Origin of the sequence: Thermococcus thioreducens (assembly GCF_002214545.1) — an archaeon.
Lineage (GTDB): Archaea > Methanobacteriota_B > Thermococci > Thermococcales > Thermococcaceae > Thermococcus > Thermococcus thioreducens.
This window is the reverse complement of record NZ_CP015105.1, coordinates 1,824,982-1,843,914: the sequence shown is the minus strand read 5'-3', so window position 1 is coordinate 1,843,914 and position 18,933 is coordinate 1,824,982. Positions and strand designations below refer to the sequence as shown.

The 18,933-nt window shown below is 54.3% G+C and carries 20 protein-coding genes; 10 read left to right on the top strand and 10 right to left on the bottom strand.

Annotated features, from left to right (window positions below):
* Positions 1-3 precede the first annotated feature (3 nt).
* Positions 4-1,770: a DNA double-strand break repair helicase HerA gene (herA, locus tag A3L14_RS10240; RefSeq protein WP_055428563.1), complete on the bottom strand. Its 1,767-nt coding sequence runs from the start codon at positions 1,768-1,770 to the stop codon at positions 4-6.
* 186 nt (positions 1,771-1,956) lie between these two features.
* On the opposite strand from herA, the gene rimI reads away from it, so the two are divergent.
* Positions 1,957-2,460, top strand: coding sequence for a ribosomal protein S18-alanine N-acetyltransferase (gene rimI / locus A3L14_RS10235; RefSeq protein ID WP_055428564.1), 504 nt, complete (start codon positions 1,957-1,959; stop codon positions 2,458-2,460).
* Positions 2,457-2,972 (top strand): tRNA-intron lyase, encoded by a 516-nt coding sequence (gene endA / locus A3L14_RS10230; protein WP_055428565.1) that lies wholly within the window; start codon positions 2,457-2,459, stop codon positions 2,970-2,972. Before rimI ends, endA begins: the two co-directional genes overlap by 4 nt.
* On the opposite strand, the gene A3L14_RS10225 is transcribed toward endA, so the two are convergent.
* The 3 genes from A3L14_RS10225 to A3L14_RS10215 all read right to left on the bottom strand — a co-directional run bounded on the left by A3L14_RS10225 (position 2,969) and on the right by A3L14_RS10215 (position 5,152).
* Complete coding sequence (locus tag A3L14_RS10225) at positions 2,969-3,271, bottom strand: DUF835 domain-containing protein (protein ID WP_232473462.1); 303 nt, start codon at positions 3,269-3,271, stop codon at positions 2,969-2,971. The two genes, endA and A3L14_RS10225, sit on opposite strands and share 4 nt — an antisense overlap.
* Positions 3,272-3,291: 20 nt before the next feature.
* Positions 3,292-3,777: a hypothetical protein gene (locus A3L14_RS10220; RefSeq protein WP_055428567.1), complete on the bottom strand. Its 486-nt coding sequence runs from the start codon at positions 3,775-3,777 to the stop codon at positions 3,292-3,294.
* A gap of 187 nt (positions 3,778-3,964) precedes the next feature.
* Positions 3,965-5,152: a glycine C-acetyltransferase gene (locus A3L14_RS10215; protein ID WP_055428568.1), complete on the bottom strand. Its 1,188-nt coding sequence runs from the start codon at positions 5,150-5,152 to the stop codon at positions 3,965-3,967.
* 104 nt (positions 5,153-5,256) lie between these two features.
* On the opposite strand from A3L14_RS10215, the gene A3L14_RS10210 reads away from it, so the two are divergent.
* Together A3L14_RS10210 and A3L14_RS10205 are read left to right on the top strand one after the other, a co-directional pair.
* Complete coding sequence (locus A3L14_RS10210) at positions 5,257-8,061, top strand: AAA family ATPase (protein ID WP_088886136.1); 2,805 nt, start codon at positions 5,257-5,259, stop codon at positions 8,059-8,061.
* A gap of 5 nt (positions 8,062-8,066) precedes the next feature.
* Entirely contained in the window at positions 8,067-9,545 is a 1,479-nt protein-coding gene (locus A3L14_RS10205; protein ID WP_055428593.1) for a replication factor C large subunit, read from the top strand.
* Positions 9,546-9,557: 12 nt separating this feature from the next.
* On the opposite strand, the gene taw22 is transcribed toward A3L14_RS10205, so the two are convergent.
* Complete coding sequence (taw22, locus tag A3L14_RS10200; protein WP_055428570.1) at positions 9,558-10,574, bottom strand: tRNA (guanine(37)-N1)/4-demethylwyosine(37)-methyltransferase Taw22; 1,017 nt, start codon at positions 10,572-10,574, stop codon at positions 9,558-9,560.
* 159 nt (positions 10,575-10,733) lie between these two features.
* Here taw22 and A3L14_RS10195 point away from each other — a divergent pair, with 159 nt between their 5' ends.
* Positions 10,734-12,041 (top strand): RNA-guided endonuclease InsQ/TnpB family protein, encoded by a 1,308-nt coding sequence (locus A3L14_RS10195; protein ID WP_055428571.1) that lies wholly within the window; start codon positions 10,734-10,736, stop codon positions 12,039-12,041.
* Between the two features lie 44 nt (positions 12,042-12,085).
* On the opposite strand, the gene moaA is transcribed toward A3L14_RS10195, so the two are convergent.
* Positions 12,086-13,012 (bottom strand): GTP 3',8-cyclase MoaA, encoded by a 927-nt coding sequence (gene moaA / locus A3L14_RS10190; RefSeq protein ID WP_055428572.1) that lies wholly within the window; start codon positions 13,010-13,012, stop codon positions 12,086-12,088.
* A gap of 127 nt (positions 13,013-13,139) precedes the next feature.
* Here moaA and A3L14_RS10185 point away from each other — a divergent pair, with 127 nt between their 5' ends.
* Both A3L14_RS10185 and A3L14_RS10180 read left to right on the top strand, forming a co-directional pair.
* Positions 13,140-13,886 (top strand): hypothetical protein, encoded by a 747-nt coding sequence (locus A3L14_RS10185; RefSeq protein ID WP_055428573.1) that lies wholly within the window; start codon positions 13,140-13,142, stop codon positions 13,884-13,886.
* A complete protein-coding gene (locus A3L14_RS10180; protein WP_055428574.1) occupies positions 13,852-15,267 on the top strand; it encodes a DUF402 domain-containing protein in 1,416 nt (471 codons plus the stop codon). Before A3L14_RS10185 ends, A3L14_RS10180 begins: the two co-directional genes overlap by 35 nt.
* Here the strand turns inward: A3L14_RS10180 and A3L14_RS10175 are convergent.
* The gene (locus A3L14_RS10175) at positions 15,264-15,650 is read right to left on the bottom strand and encodes a PIN domain-containing protein (RefSeq protein ID WP_055428575.1); all 387 of its coding nucleotides are present in this window, start codon (positions 15,648-15,650) and stop codon (positions 15,264-15,266) included. The genes A3L14_RS10180 and A3L14_RS10175 overlap by 4 nt on opposite strands.
* Entirely contained in the window at positions 15,647-15,871 is a 225-nt protein-coding gene (locus A3L14_RS10170) for an AbrB/MazE/SpoVT family DNA-binding domain-containing protein (protein WP_055428576.1), read from the bottom strand. The genes A3L14_RS10175 and A3L14_RS10170 overlap by 4 nt, the downstream gene beginning before the upstream one ends.
* Positions 15,872-15,898: 27 nt before the next feature.
* On the opposite strand from A3L14_RS10170, the gene A3L14_RS10165 reads away from it, so the two are divergent.
* Positions 15,899-16,207 carry a type ISP restriction/modification enzyme gene (locus A3L14_RS10165; protein WP_055428577.1) on the top strand — a complete coding sequence of 103 codons (309 nt, stop codon included), beginning with the start codon at positions 15,899-15,901 and terminating at the stop codon, positions 16,205-16,207.
* A gap of 166 nt (positions 16,208-16,373) precedes the next feature.
* Here the strand turns inward: A3L14_RS10165 and radB are convergent, their stop codons facing one another.
* Together radB and A3L14_RS10155 are read right to left on the bottom strand one after the other, a co-directional pair.
* Positions 16,374-17,039, bottom strand: coding sequence for a DNA repair and recombination protein RadB (gene radB, locus A3L14_RS10160; RefSeq protein WP_055428578.1), 666 nt, complete (start codon positions 17,037-17,039; stop codon positions 16,374-16,376).
* A gap of 11 nt (positions 17,040-17,050) precedes the next feature.
* Entirely contained in the window at positions 17,051-17,686 is a 636-nt protein-coding gene (locus A3L14_RS10155; RefSeq protein ID WP_055428579.1) for an MBL fold metallo-hydrolase, read from the bottom strand.
* Positions 17,687-17,818: 132 nt separating this feature from the next.
* Between A3L14_RS10155 and A3L14_RS10150 the strand changes: the two genes are divergently transcribed.
* Complete coding sequence (locus A3L14_RS10150; RefSeq protein WP_055428594.1) at positions 17,819-18,196, top strand: ASCH domain-containing protein; 378 nt, start codon at positions 17,819-17,821, stop codon at positions 18,194-18,196.
* Complete coding sequence (locus tag A3L14_RS10145) at positions 18,189-18,893, top strand: DUF1614 domain-containing protein (RefSeq protein ID WP_055428580.1); 705 nt, start codon at positions 18,189-18,191, stop codon at positions 18,891-18,893. The genes A3L14_RS10150 and A3L14_RS10145 overlap by 8 nt, the downstream gene beginning before the upstream one ends.
* Positions 18,894-18,933: the final 40 nt, after the last annotated feature.

Genomic DNA, 18,933 nt, shown 5'->3' with positions numbered 1-18,933 from the left:
ACCTCAGAAGTCCAGCTCTATGCCCTCCTCCTCGTAGAGCTCCTCCTTCTTCTCCTCTGCCCTCTCGCGCTCCGCCCTTTCCCTCCAGCGCCTCACGACGCCTATGTCTTCCCCGCCGTAGTCGCCGCCGAGGGCCTTGAAGTTGTGTATCTTCACCAGCGCCGGCAGGCTTATGGCCTGGCCTACTATCACCGCCTCGCCCTTGCCGAGGCCGGCTATGTCTCCCATAAGCTCACCGCTCAGTTGCTCGCTGGCCTTTATGACGTAGTTCTGGTCGTTAGGATTTACAATGCGCATTATGATTTTCGTGTTCGTCTGGCTCAGCACGTCCTCGTTGAGCCTGCTCGGCCTCTGGGATACGAGCCCCATGCCGACGCCGAACTTTCTTCCCTCGCGTGCTATCCTCCCGAGTATCCTCACTGTTCCGCCCTTTTCGCCGTGGGGTGCGAAGATGTGTGCCTCCTCTACTATTATGAGTATAGGTTCTGAGAGGGCCGGATAGCTCGCCTCAACCGAGCGGATGAACTTCTCAAGCTCCTCCACCTCTTCCGAAACGGCCGAGATTTTGCTTCCGTACTTTCTCCTGAGGTATTCGAGCCTCTTCCTGGCCTTCTCGTAGTCCATCCTGGTTTCGAACATCTTTTCGAGGAGTTTTGCTGCGACAAGCTTCATCTGGCCCTCGTCGAGCGGTCCGAGGTCTATAACGTTCACCATCCCGGCTCTGATGGATGCCACTATGTCCTCGCTTGAGAGCAGGTGGCCGTAGTTCCTCAGGAAGCGGGATATCTTCATCGTGAGCCTCGTTATCGTTTCCTTTTCGGCGGCCTTTATCTCGCCCAGGTCGCGGTACTTGCCGGCGTGGGGGTCCCAGTAGCTTCCCCCGGCGTTGGCCACCCAGTTCTGGAGCAGGTCGAGGACGGCCTTAACTATCTCCCTTCCACCGAGGTTGGGGTTCTCGTGGAGAACCGTGTCCCAGGCGCGGAGCAGGTAGGAGCGCTGTATGGTTGCGTTGCTCTGTATCTCCATTAGGTCCGCCAGCTCCTCGCCGTCCATCGTCTCCGGCTGGATCCTTGCCTCGATGAGGTTGACGTACTTTGTGCCCGTGTTGGGAAGACTAAGGCGCATGTAATCGCCGTGTGGGTCGAGGACGACGACGGTTCCCCTCAGGTCTTCCACCATCTTCCAGAGCATTACCGAAACGGTGTTGCTCTTGCCGGCCCCGGTGACGGCTAAAACTGCGAAGTGCCTTGAAACCAGCTCGTCGGCGTTGAGGTATATCGGCACGTCCTCCCTCAAAAGCAGGGTCCCCACCTCGATGAAGCCCTCCCCGCCGTAGTAGATAGCCCTGAGGAGGTCTGAGCTGGCTATGTAGACTTTGTTTCCGTTGGGAACTGGGACGCGGTTGGGGACTATCTCGGCAACCTCACCCCTGAACTCTATCCTTCCCAGCACGTGGACGGTGACTATAAGCGCCTCGTTCTCGCCTATGCTCTCCCCGTACTCCCTCAGGTCGAGGTCGAGGCTCGCAAAAGTGCTCTTCCCCTCGCTGAGGAGCCAGTTGATGTTTTTAATCCCCCTGATGGTGCCTATAACCCACTCATCGCCGTTCCAGCGGCAGTTCCTGTCCTTCGCCTCCTTGCACAGCTTTGCAACGACGAAGTCTCCAAACTTGAGGTCGCTATCGGGATGAGCGTAGAACTGGAAGGAGCTGACCGTGGCTTCACCGGTCACGATTCCAACCGGGTTGTTAAGGTCTTCGGCTATGCGCATAACATCACCTATCGGCTGACTTGGTTCTCGGGGGCTTTAAACTTTACTCCAGAAAGTAGGGGAAAGAATCAGCCAGGAATCCGGTCATCATCCCGGGGTCAGGTTCGAGAGTGCTCATCACGCGGGGTGGCCACCCCACATGGAGTCCTCCTCAAGTCTTAAAAGCTTTGGCGCGTAGTTTATAACATGAGCGTGTCCGTTAGGGAAGCCGGTGGGAGGATTCCCCTGGCGATGGTCGTCATAAGGCCGGCGAAGCTGTTCGACATACCCGACGTCGTAAGGATAGAACGGCTCTCATTCCGCGAGGAATATCCGAGGGGGGTTTTTCTCGTTTTTCTTGAGAACAATCCGGACACGTTTCTGGTTGCCGAGTACAGGGGGAGGGTCATCGGCTACGTGATGGCCTATCTGAGGCCCGACCTGGAGGGGCATATAATGAGCATAGCCGTCGACCCCCAGTACCGGGGCAGCGGCATTGGTTCGGCCCTGCTTAGTGAGGCCATCGAAAGGCTCATAAAGAAGGGCGCCCGCTACATAGGCCTGGAGGTTCGCGTGAGCAACGAAAGGGCCATAAAGCTCTACGAGCGCTTTGGTTTCAAGCGCATCAAGCGCATAATCGGCTACTACGCCGACGGGGAGGATGCCTATTACATGCTTCTACCTGCTGAGGAATGGGGTGGGAGGAATTGAAGGAGCCGATAATCTTCCATCTCAGCGGGGACAGGGTCTTCAGCGAGCGTGAAAAGGCGATAAACCAGTTCTACAACAAGCGCTACTTCGGCGAGGTTGTGAACGGGAAGCTCTTTCTCTCGCTCATAGAGGCGGCTTATCTTATGGAGAAGGGCAGAATAAGGGTCTTCGACGGCGAAAAAGAGCTCTCTTTCAGGGAGCTGGTCGAACTCGGAAGGAAAAGGGACGAGCAGTTCGACATAAAGCTCCTGGTTTACACCGACCTGCGCGACAGGGGGTACACGGTGAAGTCCGCCCTCAAGTTCGGCTCCCACTTCCGCGTTTACAGGCGCGGGATGGACGAGCACTCCCAGTGGCTCATCTGGGTGGTTCCGGAGAACCTCCGCTTTAGCCCCAATGATATAACGGCGCGCGTGAGGGTTGCCCACGGCGTCAGGAAGAACATGGTGATGGCCGTCGTTGACGAGGACAACGACGTGGTGTACTATAAAATAGAATGGGTGAAGTTCTAAGACTGGAACCTCATCCTCTCGAACTCGCGGTACATCAGGTTCACGGTCTTCTCGTCAAGTCCGTCCTCCCTCAGCGGTACTATGACGACGGTGTTGTAGAGGGCTGTGTAGTCCTTGAGCGTCGTCAGGAACCTGAAGACCGGTACGAAGCCGTTTTCTAGGATGAGGTATCCGACCCCGTCAAGAAAGATTACCTTCGGGTCGTCGGTCTTTCTCATGAAGTCAACCATCGTCTGGAGGAGGAACTCAAGCCTCGTGGGGGAAACTGCGTTTCTGTCCCGGACCTTTGTAAGCCACAGTATTGGGGTCTTCTCTATCTTTAGGTTTTTCCTGACGATCTCTGGGGATTCCTCGACACTATGAGCCCCGCCCTTCCACGGAGGGGCTTGGCTATCACCGGGTAGCAGTTGGGCAGGTTACAGAGGTAGAGGCCGGGTTTAAGGGCTTCGTGGTTTTCCCCACCGGCGAACTCGATCACGGGGACTATCTCATATTTTTCCGTGAGAACATCAAGCAGGCGAACCCACCCGAGAACGTACATGAGCAGTGCAATGAGCAGCAGCAGGTTGCCCGCCGAATTTATCATGGCTGACTGATCCTGTGAAAGCTCTAAAACACCGTGGTCGTTGAGGTCGAGCAGGAGGAATACCCCCTTTGAAACGGCGAGGGTCATGAAAGCCAGTATCCCATAGTCATAGAACTTCCTGAACTCTGGGTAATGCGAGACAAACCTATTCCTGCGTTTCAACGCCATTGCGAATATTGCGACCAAGATGGCTTCCACGAGTAGTGCGGTCGCTATCATCTCCGACACCTGGTATAACCTAGTTATTCCACCGTATACTGTGGCATCTTCAGGAAATTATATTTTTCGGTAGGGTTCTGAAAGAATGCCAAAATCCTGGGTTCTGATTTCGAACTCAATTTCCTGTAATACGTTCGGACAGATAACCAGGGTTTGGATTAGGTAGAAATGTAAATAGGGAAGGGCCTCACTTCAGGAAGCCGGTCTTCTTTCCGAGATCCTCGAAGGCATCCAGGACGTACTGGAGGTCCTCCTTGCTGTGGGCCGCTGAAGGCTCAAGCCTTATCCTCGCCGTTCCGAGCGGGACGGTCGGGTAGACTATTGCCTGCGCGAAGATGTTGTACTCGTCGTATAAGCGCTTTGAGAACTCCTGGGCGGTCTTCTCGTCGTAGAGCATGACCGGTGTAATCGGGTGCTTGGTGTTGCCGAGGTCGTAGCCTAACTCGCGCAACCCGTTCTGGAGGAAGTGGGTGTTCTCCCAGAGCTTCTTGACCAGCTCGTCGCTGTGCTGGAGTATCTCAACTGCCGCTATCGCCGCCGCAACGTCAGGCGGGTTGGGCGCGCTTGAGAAGAGGAACGGTCTTCCGCGCTGCCTGAGGTACTCTATGGCCTCCTCCGGACCGGCAACGTAGCCGCCTATGACACCGAATGCCTTGCTGAGAGTTCCCATCTCGAAGTCGATCCTGTCGTGGAGCTTGTAGTGGTCGACTATACCCCTTCCGTGCTCACCGAGGACACCCTCACCGTGGGCGTCGTCAACGTAGACCATCGCGTCGTACTCCTCTGCCAGGTCGGCTATCTCCGGGAGCGGGGCGAGGTCGCCGTCCATTGAGAAGACACCGTCGGTAACGATGAGCTTCTTCTTTCTGTCCTTGACCTCTTCGAGCTTCTTCTTGAGGTCGTCCATGTCGAGGTGCTTGTAGATGACCTTCGGCGCGCCGCTTAGGCGCATTCCGTCTATGATGCTCGCGTGATTGAGCTCCTCACTGACGAAGACGCCGTCGTCCTTCTTCGTGATGAGGGCACTTATGGCGCCGAGGTTTGCGTTGTAGCCGCTCTGGAAGAGAATCGCCGCTTCCCTCTTCTTGAACTTGGCGAGCTTCTCCTCAAGCTCGACGTGGAGCTCCATGGTCCCTGCAATGGTTCTAACGGCTCCGGCACCGACGCCGTAGTCGAGGATTGCCCTTATGGCGGCCTCCTTTATCTTGGGATGGGCCGCTAAACCGAGGTAGTTGTTCGAACACATGTTCAGAACGCGCTTTCCGTCAACGACGACCCAGGGGCCCTGGGCGCTCTCAAGCTTCCTGATGGTCACGTAAAGGCCCTTCTCCTTGAGCTCATTGAGCTCTTCCCTAATCCAGTCGAGCTTCGCCATGAGAACCACCGGTGATTTTTGGACATCGAGGTATAAAAGTTTTGCACATGGCAAAAGGCTTAATACCCCCAAAGCTCATAAGCCCTTTAGGTAGGGTGATAGCTATGCCGGAGGAAGTTAAGGAGGTTAAAATCCTCGAAAAGCCGTGGGTTGAGAAGTACAGGCCACAGAGGCTCGATGATATAGTCGGTCAGGATCACATAGTCAAGAGGCTCAAGCACTACGTTAAAACCGGTTCCATGCCGCACCTTTTATTTGCCGGGCCGCCCGGCGTCGGGAAGACGACGGCCGCTCTGGCCCTCGCGAGGGAGCTCTTTGGCGAGGGCTGGAGGCACAACTTCCTTGAACTGAACGCGAGCGACGAGCGCGGTATAAACGTCATCCGCGAGAAGGTGAAGGAGTTTGCAAGGACGAAGCCGATAGGTGGTGCAAGCTTCAAGATAATCTTCCTCGATGAGGCAGATGCTCTAACTCAGGACGCCCAGCAAGCTTTAAGAAGAACTATGGAGATGTTCTCGAACAACGTGAGGTTTATCCTGAGCTGTGTCACGGGCGATACAAAAATTTACACCCCCGACGAGAGGGAGGTAAAGATCAGGGACTTCCTCAGGCACTTTGAAGAGGGCCTTCTCAAGGAGGTCGGCAACAGAGCCGGAAGAGACACTGTTGTTGCCGCAGTGGCTTTCAATTCGAAGATAATTGGCCACCCAGTTTACAGGCTCACCCTTGAGAGCGGAAGGGTTATCGAGGCGACGGGCGACCACATGTTTCTGACACCAGAAGGCTGGGTTCAGACCTACGACCTCAAGGAGGGCTCGGAGGTTCTCGTTAAGCCCACACTCGAAGGAACTCCCTATGAGCCAGACCCGAGGCCGATAATCGATCTTAGGGAGTTCTATCGCTTCCTTGAGAGAATCGAGCGTGAGCATGGTCTTAAACCTCTCGGCGAGGCAAAAACCTTTCGCGAGCTTCTTACAAGGGACAAGGAGAGAATCCTCGCCAAGGTCCTGGAGCTTAAGGCGGAGATGGAAAACGGCTTAACGGCTAGGGAAGCCGAGATCTTAGGGCGGATTCCGAGGGACTGGATTTCAAGGGAGGAACTTCAGGAGAAGGTCAGTCTTTCGAGGGTGAGATTAAACCAGCTCCTCTTAAGCTTAGAAAAGAAGGGCTACGTCGAGAGAATGATTGAGGGCAAAAAACAGCTAATCAGAAAGGTTCGTGAAGGTAAGCCCCTGAGAAATGCAATGGACGTCAAGAGGATCATTGAGGAGGAGTTTGGAATAAAGATAAGCTACTCCGCGGTTAGGAGGCTCCTCAATGGAGAGCTGAACGGAATCGCCTACAGCGTTCTTAAGGAGGTCAAGGAGAAGTGGCTCGTCCGCTACGACGACGAGAAAACAGGAATCCTTGCAAGGGTTCTCGGCTTCCTCCTCGGCGACGGCCACTTGGCCAAGAAAGGGGTTAGGATATGGTTCAATTCAAGCAGGGAGGAACTTGAGGCCCTTGCCGAAGACCTTAGGAGGCTTGGCTTAAAACCCTCCCAAATAATTGAGAGGGAAACGGACTCCGAAATCCGTGGAAGAAAGGTTGAGGGCAGAATACACATGCTCTACGTTGACAGCTCGGCATTCCACGCACTCATGCGCTTCTGGGGGGTTAAAGTTGGGAACAAAACTGTCAAGGGTTACACAGTCCCGGAGTGGATAAAGAGGGGCAACCTCTTCATCAAGAGGGAGTTCCTGAGGGGGCTCTTCGGAGCGGACGGAACGAAGCCGAACGGGAGGCGCTACAACTTTAACGGGATAAAACTTGAGATGCGCGCAACAAAGGAGAGCCTTGAAAAAACCACCGAGTTCTTCAACGATTTGGCAGAGCTCCTCAGGGAGTTTGATGTGGAGTCGAAGATAGTGGTTTCCCCCGCCGATGGGAAGTTCGTCGTCCGTCTCATAATTACAACCAACGATGTCAATTATCTCAACTTCCTCACGAGGGTTGGCTACGCCTACGTCAAAGATTCCCACGCGAGGCTCGTTGGGGAGTACCTCAGGATTAAGTTAGCCTACAAGGAACTCATTCTTCCGGAGATTGCTGAGAGAGCCGTTGAACTTGCCACTGCCACAAATCCCACTCAGGCAGCGAAGGTTTTGGGCGTGAAGAGGGACTTCGTGCTCAACAGGATTAGGGGTGTTCCAACAGGATTAACCAGGGACTTCATGACCTTTGAGGAGTTCCTGAGTGAAAGAACGCTCGGTGATTACGTCGTCGAAAAGGTCATCAAGAAGGAAGAACTCGGCTACCTCGACGTATACGACGTTACCTGCGCTAAAGACCACAGCTTCATCTCCAACGGTCTGGTAAGCCACAACTGCAACTACTCCTCAAAGATAATCGAGCCGATACAGTCGAGGTGTGCCATCTTCCGCTTCAGGCCGCTGAGGGACGAGGACATAGCGAGGCGCATAGAGCTCATAGCCGAGAACGAGGGGCTTGAGCTGACGGAGGAGGGCCTTCAGGCGCTCCTCTACGTCGCTGAAGGTGACCTCAGAAGGGCCATAAACGTCCTGCAGGCTGCAGCGGCCCTCGACACCAAGATAACCGATGAGAACGTCTTCCTCGTTGCTAGCAGGGCCCGTCCGGAGGACGTCAGACAGATGATGGCCTTGGCCTTGGAGGGCAACTTCCTCAAGGCCAGGGAGAAGCTCAGGGAGATACTCCTCAAGCAGGGCCTGAGCGGCGAGGATGTTCTCATCCAGATGCACAAGGAGGTCTTCAACCTGACGATACCTGAGGACAAGAAGGTGGCATTGGCGGATAAGATAGGCGAGTACAACTTCCGCCTCGTTGAAGGCGCCAACGAGATGATACAGCTCGAAGCTCTACTCGCCCAGTTCACCCTGATGGGTAAGTGATGGCCATGACGGAGATGCCCTGGGTTGAGAAGTACCGGCCGAGGCGCCTGGCGGAGCTGATAAACCAGACCAAGGCCCTGGGACAGGTGAAGGCATGGATAGAGGCGTGGCTCCAGGGCAGTCCGCCAAAGAAGAAGGCGCTGATCCTGGCCGGCCCTCCTGGAACAGGTAAGACGGCGACGGTTTATGCTATAGCCAGGGAGTACGGCTTCGAAATAATCGAGCTCAACGCCAGCGACGAAAGAACCTTTGAGAAGGTGGAGCGCTACGTTCAGGCCGCATACACCCTCGACATACTGGGGAAGCGGAGGAAGCTCATATTCCTCGACGAGGCCGACAACATGGAGCCGAGCGGCGCTCGCGAAATAGCGAAGCTGATAGACCGGGCAAGGAACCCAATAATAATGAGCGCCAACCACTACTGGGAGGTTCCGAGGGAGGTAAGGAACAAGGCCCAAATCGTTGAATACAAGCGCCTGACCCAGAGGGACATCATAAAGGGGCTCGTGAGGATCCTCCACGCGGAGGGCTTAACCGTTCCGAAGGAGGTGCTCTACGAGATAGCCAAGCGCGCCAACGGCGATCTTCGCGCAGCGATCAACGACCTCCAGACGGTTGTGTCCGGCGGGGTGGAGGATGCGGTTGATGTCCTCGCCTACCGCGACACGGAAAAGAGCGTCTTCCAGGCTTTGGCCCAGCTGTTCGCAACCGACAACGCCAAGAAGGCCAAGCTGGTCGTCCTCGGAGTTGACATGTTCCCCCACGAGCTCCTCCAGTGGATAGACGAGAACCTCCCCTACGTATACTACAAGCCTGAGGACATAGCTCGTGCCTACGATGCTCTTAGCAGGGCTGACATATACCTCGGCAGGGCTCAGAGAACGGGGAACTACGGCCTCTGGAAGTACGCCACGGATATGATGACGGCTGGAGTTGCCGTTGCTGGCGTTAAGAGGAAGGGCTTCGTGAGGATTTACCCGCCCAGGATCATAAAGCTCCTCACCGAGAGCAAGGCCGAAAGGGGACTGAGGGACTCGGTGCTCAAGAAGATAATGAAGGAGATGCACATGGCGAAGCTCGAAGCCCTGGAGACCCTCAACGTTCTGAAGGCGATATTCGAGTACAACCCGGAGGTGGCGGCGCACTTCGTCGTCTACCTCGACCTTGACCTCAAGGAGGTCGAGTTCATAGTTGGCGATAAAGAGAAGGCTAAGACCATATGGGGCAAGAGCATGAACATCGAAAAGAAGCTCAAGGAGCGCGGTGAGCTTGAGGAGCACGTGAGGGTCGCCGCTGAGATGGGAGGAGAAGAAATTGAGGGGGAGAAAGGAGCCGAAGAAGAGGTGGAGGAAGAGATAAGCGAGGAGGAGCTCCAGAAGGCCGAGGAGGAAATGGAAGCCGTCGGGGAAAGCGGGGGGAAGGTAGACAAGCCCAAGAAGAAGGGCAAGCAGGCGACGCTGTTCGACTTCCTCGGGAAGAAGTGAAGGAATTGCTCTTTATCCCTCTTTTAATTCGATATCGGCGCACACCTTAAATACATGTGGCTTAAAGTCGCTCACCTTCTTCACCCTCACCGAGCAGTCCCTTCCAAGCTTAAGGCACTCGTCGAGGATTCTTGCCCGGAACCTCTTAATCTCCCCCTCATGGACGAAGTCGTAGTAGTGGAGCCATTTCTCGGCCTTGGAGAGAGTCAAAGCCAGTGCATCAACGCCCCTCGGCGTCGGGCTTATCACGCGGTCATAGCTCGGGAGCTCCGGGAGAACCTCGAAGACATCGCCGTGAATGAACTCTATCTCGCCCCTCAGCCTTTCTCGGTTCAGTTCGATGTTCTCAAGGCCGAGCTCGTAGGCCTCCCTGTTCAGCTCAACGGCGGTTATCTTGACCTTCCTGTACCCCGCTATCACGAGCGCATACGGCAGAACGCCGGCGAAGGGAATGAGAATTCTCTCACCATCGCGGACGAGATGAGCCAATCTGTACCGCTCTCCCTTCATTCTCGGGTTGAAGAAGACCTTCGAGAGGTCAACCTTTATCCGAACGCCGTTCTCCTTGTGAACCGTTTCCAGCCTCTCCTCGCCCCAGATTATTGAGTAGTCCCTTATCCTGAAGGCCCCCTCGTGGAAGCCCTTTCTCGCTATCACCTTCAGAAACGGGTGAACCTTCCTCAGGCCCCAGACTATGTCTTCAACGCGGTGCTCAAGCTCTTCTGGAATCTGGATGACCGCTATGTCGCCTATCACGTCGTACCGTCTCAGGTGCTTCAGCTCTTCTCTGCTCATCCTCTCGGCCAAAACGCTTTCGAGGTTCTTGTATATCTGCCTCTCCGGCCTGAGCGGGAGCTCCACCCGGAGAACCTCGTAGCCGAGTCCCTCAATACGGGGGTCACTGATAACCGGGAGGAGAACGTACCCGTTTTCCCTCCTCGGCCTCCTCCTGCCGTCGTAGAGGCCGAGCTTCTTCAGCTTTCTCTTGACGGGTTCTGCCTCCCGCCTAGGAACCTTTACCGCAGGCAATCTCTCACCGGGAGGAGTTGGGAAAGAGACTTAAAAACGCTTACATTGTTTCTTTTGAAAGCCTCGCTGTTCACGGCGGGGATGCGGTAATTCTAAAACCATCTTTTGAGTGAGAAAGCAACACTTTTTTAAAGCCTAAAAATCATACCATACTTTGAGATGAAGCGTTCAGTAACGGTTAAACTCCAGCCGAGCAAGGAGCAGGCAAAAATCCTTTCCGAATTAGCCGACTTAGGAGCAAAAGTCTGGAACAGGGTAAACTACTTGAGACGACACCAATACTTCCAAGAGCAAATCGTGGACTTCAACGGCACGGAGAAAACCGTTTATGAAGAATTCAAAAAGGAAATCGGCTCTGCAACCGTCCAACAAATCTGCCGGAAGAACGCAGAAGCGTGGCGTTCATTCTTCTCCCTCCTTCGAAAGAAGCGGAATGGAGAGCTACCCTCTTGGTTAAAACCAAAACCACCAAACTATCTGAAAGAAGACGGGAGAAGAAAACCCTTAATCGTTTTGAGAAACGACCAGTATCGGATTGAGGGGAACAGGTTAACCCTCAAAGGCCTTGGTAAGTTCAAAAAACTCGAAGTTCAGTTCAAGGGCAGAATCCACTTGAAGGGCAAGCAAGGGCGCTTAGAAATCACTTACGACCCGGTAAAGCGGAAGTGGTACGCGCACATTAGCCTTACAGTGGAGGAAAAACTTGAGGGCGGGGAATGGGTTAAAGTTCCAAAAGAACCATTAGGTAACCTTTCCGCCGGAATTGACCTGGGAGTGAACAATCTAATGGCCGTTTACGTGGAGAACGGCGAAAGCTTTCTCGTGAACGGGAGGCCATTGAAGAGCATTGATTTTTACTGGAGGAAGAAGATTGCAGAGCATCAGTCAAAACTCAACAAGTCTGGAGCTAAAACGAGCAGAAAACTCAGGAGAATGCATGAGAAGGCGAAACTTCAGGCAAAGCATTACATCAATACCGCTGTGAGGCAAACGATTAAAAAACTTTATGAACTCGGTGTTTCGAGGATTGTTGTTGGTTATCCGAAGGGAATCGCCAGAAACTCCGATAAGGGGAGAAGGCAGAATTTCCTCCTTTCTCACGTGTGGCGGTTCAATACGGTTATCAGGCGCTTAACCGAGGTTGCTGAAGAGTATGGTATTGTTGTTGAAGTCGTGAATGAGGCTTTCACTTCTAAGACTTGCCCCGTTTGCGGGAAGCCCCATGAGGGGGCTCGCTTTGTTCGTGGTTTGTTTAAGTGTCCCGCGACGGGGCTTGTTTTTAATTCCGATCTCGTTGGAGCGTTTAACATTTTGAAGAAGGCTGTCAGGACGATAACCCCGAACTTGGGTGGGCTTTATGCCCACGGGAGGGGTAATTGGCCGGAGGCCCGGCCAGAGGGATTCGAAGAACCCTTTTCAAGGGTCCCCCTGATGAGAACCCCTCAAACCTCCCCGCCTTTGAGTTAGGAGGTTCCCCAGTGGAACCCTCGCCCTTCAGGGCGGGGAGGAGGTCAGCTCCAGTACGGCTGGCGCATGAGAACGGCTTTTTTGAATATCTCGACGAGTTCGGCATCGCTCGCCCCGTTTCTTAGGGCAGTGGCGAAGTCTATCAGGTCGTTCTTCCTCAGCAGGCATGTTTTGAACTTCCCGTTTGAGGTGACCCTCAGCCTTGTGCAGTTGGCGCAGAAGACCGTGTTGTGCATCGCTCTGACTACCTCGACCTCAGCTATTCCGTAGTCGGTTGGGACGAAGTACTTTCTCCGCCTGTGCATCCTCCTCTCGCGGATTTCAACGGCCATCTCCTCAAGCTTTCTCTCGACCGGTTTGAGGGGGTAGAAGTACTTTTTAAAAAAGCGCGTCTCCGTGAACTCCCTCGGAGCCTCAAGCTCAATGAGCTGGAGGATTGCCCCGGTCCTTGCCGCAAAATCAACCATGTCCCATATCTCGCCGTCGTTCAGGCCCTTCATCACCGTCATGTTGAGCTTTACAGGGGACAGGTGCCTGACGGCTTCGTCAATGCCCTCCAGGACGGTGTCCAGCATATCGGCGCCGGTTATCTTCCTGTAAACCTCTGGTCTGAGGCTGTGGAGCGAGACGTTGACCCTGTCCAGGCCGGCCTCCGCCAGCGGTCTGGCCAGTTCCTTTAAGCGGCTCCCGTTGGTCGTCATGGACAGATCTCTAAGGTAGGGTTTTATCCGTCTCACAATTTCGATGATGTCCCTCCTCACCGTTGGCTCGCCGCCGGTGAGCTTAACCTTCTTTATTCCGAGTCTTGAGGCTATACGGACGAGTCTCTCTATCTCCGCGGGCGTCAGCTCTAGCCTAGCGTTGAAGTGCTGTCCCTCCCTGTGGCAGAAGAAGCACGCATAGTTGCAGTCCTGGGTGAGCGAAATCCTCAGATTCGTTACTGGCCTGCCGAAGCGGTCGTAGAGGGTCATTTGATCACCAGGATGATTAGCCTACCAGCTTAAAAAAAGGTTTTGGGTAAGCTCTATTGTTTAACATGTCCCCATCGAAAACTACAAGTAGGGGGAAGCGCAAGATTAAGGCCAGGGGGTTTTCCGCATGAACGTTGAGGAGGTTAAGGCCCAACTTTCCCGTCTTGAGTCGCTTCACTCGGCTTTTGAGCGCCAGTTTTCAGCCATCTACGAGGAGCGGGACGGGGAGGCCCTTCTGGAGATGGTGAAGTCCCTATACAACATATCGAGGGAGAAGCTTGAGATAGCGTCGTCTCTGTACCGCGAGATGGGGAGCTTCGGCGGCCGCGTGGAGGAGCATGCAAAGGAGCTGTACCGCAACGAGCACCAGATGAAGTTCCGCCTTGAGGAGATGCTCTCGCTTCTCGTCAAGGGCCATGACTATGAGGCAAAGATAAAGCTCTCGACGGCCTTAGACAGGCTCGTCCAGTTCCACAGGGTTTACGACTACGCCGTTAGGAAGGCGCTGGGCGAGATGCTCCGGGAGGTCGAGGGGCTGAGCCTTTTCCTTGAGAGCGAAAAGGAGAAAAAGGTACCCGTTGGTATAATGGAGGAGCTAAGGAAAATTAGGAAACTTGAGGCCGAGCTTGGAATCTTAAAGGTTTTCCTGCTCAGGCTCTACACCCATCCGGGGGATGTTCACAAGGTTGAAGAGGCTCTGCGAGACTGGCACTCCAGGGGACTGCTCTGGGTCGAGGCGAGAAACGTTGAAAAGCTCAGCGGCGTTGAGAACGCCGGGGCTATACTTGAAGGGCTCACGCTCATTGGAGTGGTGGAAAAGAAGATGAGGGGTGGTGAAGGTGTCTACAGACACAGGAGTTTCAGTTCGGGTTAGGGGCATCTACTCAACGGCCCTTACAAAGCTCTTCCTCGACAGGGGCTTCGGCATTTCACAGCCCAGCAACAGGATCGTCGAGAGACTCGGGCTTGAAAAGACCTACGACGAGTTCGACGTCGACGTTTACGACAAGAAGGACCACCACGGGGTAATCCTCGTCGGGACGAAGGTTGAGGAGGTTAAGGCGGTTCTTGAGGAGGAGCTCATAGACGTTTTCTTCAGGAAGCTCCCTTACCAGCTCTACGGAATCTACAAGGGAATGGTCGTCAAGAGGGACGAGCGCTACGTATACGTTGACATAGGAAGTGCAATCGGGACTATCCCGGTGAAAGACATCCCGCGGGCGGTGGAAGGCGACGAGGTTCTCGTTCAGGTTAAGAAGCACAACCTCCTCCCCCAGCTGAGTGTTGTCCTCACGATTCCGGGCGACTACGCGGTTCTCATTCCGAAGCCGGTAGGTGCTCAGAGGCACGTCAAGATATCCCGGAAGATACGGGAGCAGAGCGAGCGCGAGAGGCTCAGGATACTGGGCCTCAGCATAGACCTGGGCGAATGGGGAATCCTCTGGAGGACGGCCGCGGCTTATAAAGACTGGAACACCCTACGTGACGAGATAATAAACCTCTCCAAGCTTGCCGACCGGCTAAAGAAGGCTGATTCATACACAGCTCCAGCCCTCATAATTGAGGGGCGGAACATATATGAGGTTGAGTTCGGTGGCGGTGCCAAAAAGAAGCTCGACGAGATACGGAACAGGGTCGTTCCGACCGTTGAGGGCCACCACCAGCTGAAGGCCTACGATCCGGAGCTGAGCTTCGCGGTGGAGATAGCGGAGGGGATCCTCTCGAAGATTCCTGCCCAGAGGGAGAAGGTAAAGACCGGCTTCTGGGAGGCTCTCATAACCAACAAGGGGCCGAAGAAGGGCTGGCTCTTCAGCCTTGAGCACTACAAGCCCGACGGCCAGAGGATAAAGATAGGGCCCGGCGAGATACTTGAGGTCTCAATGAACCCGCTGAGGGTAACATTTAAACGCCATCTGAAGCCAGGGAAGTTCTACGACGGGCTGGACATACCCATAGAGTTTGGTGACTACGTCATAACGGAGATAGAGGCCGGAAAGTGGTGGTTCGTGCACCGCTACTACGACCGCAACGGCAACCTCAAGGGAGAGTACTACAACATCAACACGCCGGTGGAGATATACCCCGACAGGGCACGCTACATCGACCTTGAGGTGGACATCGTCAAGTGGCCGGACGGCAAGAAGGAGGTAATAGACAAGGAGAAGCTGACAGAGCACTACGAGGAGGGCGTCATCACGGAGAAGCTCTACCGGGCGGTTCTGAGGATAGTCCAGGAGGTTTACGAGAGGGTTTAAGGCAGGGTTTTGATGCCCAGCTTTTCCGCTTCTTTTTTCAGTCTCTTATCGTACGTGGCGAGCTTTTTAAAATCCTCCGCTGTGGCAAGGATTACCATGTCGTTAAAGCGTTTTGGGTTCTTGGTCAGTTCCAGCGCGCGTTTTGTGTATTTACCGCCGTCACCTATTACCTTCGTCCTCGGACTGTTTAGGATTGAGGAGATGACCTCCCTTATTTCCTCACTTTTATAGCCTTCCTCCCTGAAGAACCAGTAGAGTTCGTAAAGGACTATGCTAGGGACAACCCATCTCTCCAGCCCAGCCAGCAGTTTTCTCGCTTCTCCGTTGAACTCGGAATCTTTGAGAACCGCGTATACGAAGACGGTGGTGTCTATCACCGTCATTCCTCTTCACCCTGCCCCCTTCTTGTGGCCTCTTCGATGTCTTCCACCTTCAACCCCTTTCCTCCCGGAAGAAGGGGAAGCTCAAGTTCACTTTTTTTGAGCACTACCTTTCCGTCTTCAACATCGACCACTAGAACGTCCCCCACCCTAATCCCCATCTTCTTCCTAACATCGCTTGGTATGGTAATCTGATAGTTCCTAGTTACCTTTGTAAGCCCCATAGTCTCACCAAATATAGTTGGAACCTGGTGATAAAAAGTTTTCTGGAAACCTTTCAATATCAATTTTTAGCACTTTTCGGCTCTAATTTTGAGAAGTACCGGAAAATCGGCGAGGAGCTGGTAAGGCTTCACCTGATGAAGGTGGACTTCCCAATCGAGCCGAAGCTCGTCGGGGACGACCTGACCGTTGAAAAGGCCAAGTATGACGGTAGAGACTGCGTGACGATAAACAAAACGACGAAGCTCTGCGGAATTCCGCCGGAGGTCTGGGAGTACACGATAGGCGGCTATCGCGTGATAGAGAAGTATCTCAAGGGTAGGAAGGAAGAAAGCTGAGCCTTGAAGAGCTTGAACACATTTACAGGGTTGTTGAAATATTGAAGCGGACGATTGAACTCGTAATGGAGCTTGAGAAAATAGAGCCGAAGTTTTGATTTTTCTATTAACTCTTTAGCTCTCAAAATATTCCTCGTTCGACAATGTCTCGGTTTCGTAATATCCCTCAGTCCCCGACGTCCTCTATTCCCTTCTTGGTAATCCTGAAGTAGACCATGCCGCCCTCCGGCCGGAGACGGTGCCTTTCGAGTATGGCAAGCCTTAAGCCAGGCTTTGGTAGTTTGTCGAGCCTCAGAATATCCTTCGTCCTGTAGTTGAGGGTGTGCCCGGCGACGGGTTTCATCCTCTCCGCCCGGCTGTCGAAGTGAACCTGGTTTATGACTATCACCGGAATGCGATTTCTCCTGGATATCCACAGGAGAACCTGGAGCTGTTTGCCGAGTTCAGCGGTGAGGTTCCTTCTGTGCTCCTCTACGCGGTAGTGGGCAGTTATGGAGTCCACAACAACGAGGGAAAAGGAGCCGTCAACGACTTTCTTCAGGCTCCCGATGGTGCGCCTCTGCTCCTTGAAGTCCGCCGGAGTAAAGAGGATAAACCTCTGGAGAGCCCCCTCAGGGTTCAGTCCCCGGGACTCGGCCATCTGGCTCAGCCTTTCCGGGGAAAAGCCACCTTCCGTGTCAACGTAGGCGACCTTCCCTCCGCTCAGGAGCCCCACCTGGACTGCCAGGGTTGTCTTTCCTGTTGCAAAGTCCCCATAGACCTGGGTTAAGACCCCGGGAGCGATACCTCCCCCTAGAAGCTCGTCGAGTGATTTTACACCGGTGGTGAGCATTAGCCCCACCGCTACAGCGTGAGCTCCTCGTACAGGGCCATGGGCCTTACCATCACCCATATGCGGCGCTTTTTGAGCTCTTCCTGGAGCTTTTCGACGCTCCCTTGCCCGTAAGTCCCGTAGTGCATCGGGATGACTATTCTGGGCCTTATGTCCTCTATTATCTGCGCCGCCTCGCGTTCGTTGGCGGTTGAGCGCCCGCTGATGGGCACCAGGAGAACGTCCACCTTTCCCCGGAGCTTCTGGAGGGCAGGGGTTGAATAGGTATCTCCGGTGTGGAAGAGGGTCTTGTCCCCCTCTATGATGTAGCCGACGGGATACTGGCTTGACGGGTGCTCCATGTAGACGGCGGTAACTCTGACGCCGTTCTCAAGCTCGAGCGTCTGTCCTTCCTCTATTTCCCTGACCCTGGTCACACCGTCGCTTATGGCCATCATGTAGACTGGCTTTGGCCCTATGACCTCGGCGTTCCTCAGCCTTGAGAGCAGTTCCACCTTGCCGTAGTGGTCAACGTGCTCGTGGGTTATCAGTATGTAGTCGACCTCTCCAATCCTGTCGTCGTCGACCTCTGGATACGGGTCGATGAGCAGTCTCACACCATTCGTCTCGACCCAAAAGCACGCGTGTCCGTACCAGATAATCTTCATCGGTGATACCTCCTCTGGTAGGTTCGGTGAGGTGGACTTAAAGTTTTTCATCGGCGGGTCTTTTTGAAACCCCGCGGTTGCTTCGGAGAGTCTGGCGTAGATTTTATATACTTCGTTTTCGTCAACATACTGATGTGCACCGGGAACCCAAACCTCAAAAAGGGCTTAATAGTACGCGAACCCTTCGCAACGCTCATAGCCGAGGGAAAGAAGGTCTGGGAGATAAGAAAATCCCGGACTAACGTTAGGGGGAGGGTTCTCATAATCAGTGGCGGTAAGGCAGTTGGAAGTGCGGAGCTGGTTGACGTTCTCGGCCCGTTTACACCCGAGGAGCTAGGCCAGCATGCCGACAAGCACCTGGCCGATGTGGACTTCCTCAGGCAGTACTCGGGGGGAAAGCCCCTCTACGCATGGGTATTCCGCAACGCGGAGAAGTTCAAGATTCCCCGGAAAGTTCGCATCTCCAGAGGGGCCCAGGTCTGGGCCAACGTGGTGGTGGAGGATGAATAAGAGACGCTTCATAGTCCCTCCCGTCTCGCTCCCGTTTCTCCTCGTGATATTCCTCATCTTCCTGGCGGTCTTCGTTATATTTTCAAGCATAGTCATGGCCGCCTTTGAGAAGCTCGGGATACCCCCCGAGGTCGCGTATGCCCTCTTTATTTTCGCACTTCTCGGGAGCTTCATCAACATCCCCATAGCGGAGGAGGTCTCCTACGAGCCGATCATCAGCCTGAAGGAGGTTCGCTTTTTCGGCATCTCCTATCCCGTCCCCTACTTTGATTGGGCTGAGAGGAGGGTGATAATAGCGATAAACGTGGGTGGGGCACTGGTTCCACTGAGTATCGTCCTCTATGAGGTATTCAGACTTCTCTACCTTGGCCAGTTTGCCCTGCTCTTCAACACGGCACTTGCGACTGTGATAGCGGCCCTCTTCAGCCACGCCTTCGCCAGACCCGTCAGGGGTCTGGGGATAGCGATGCCAATGTTCCTTCCCCCGTTGATAGCCATGACCCTAGGCTGGCTTCTGGGAGATGGCAATCCCAACCTGGTAGCCTACGTCAGCGGAACGATGGGGGTGCTTATAGGGGCGGACGTTATGAACTGGGGAAAGATCAAGAACCTCGGTGCGCCGATGGTCAGCATAGGTGGGGCTGGAACCTTCGACGGAATCTTCCTCGCGGGGGTTATTGCCGTCCTTCTGGTATAACGGTGGGTTTATAAGCTCCAGGTTGAACACTTCAACGGCA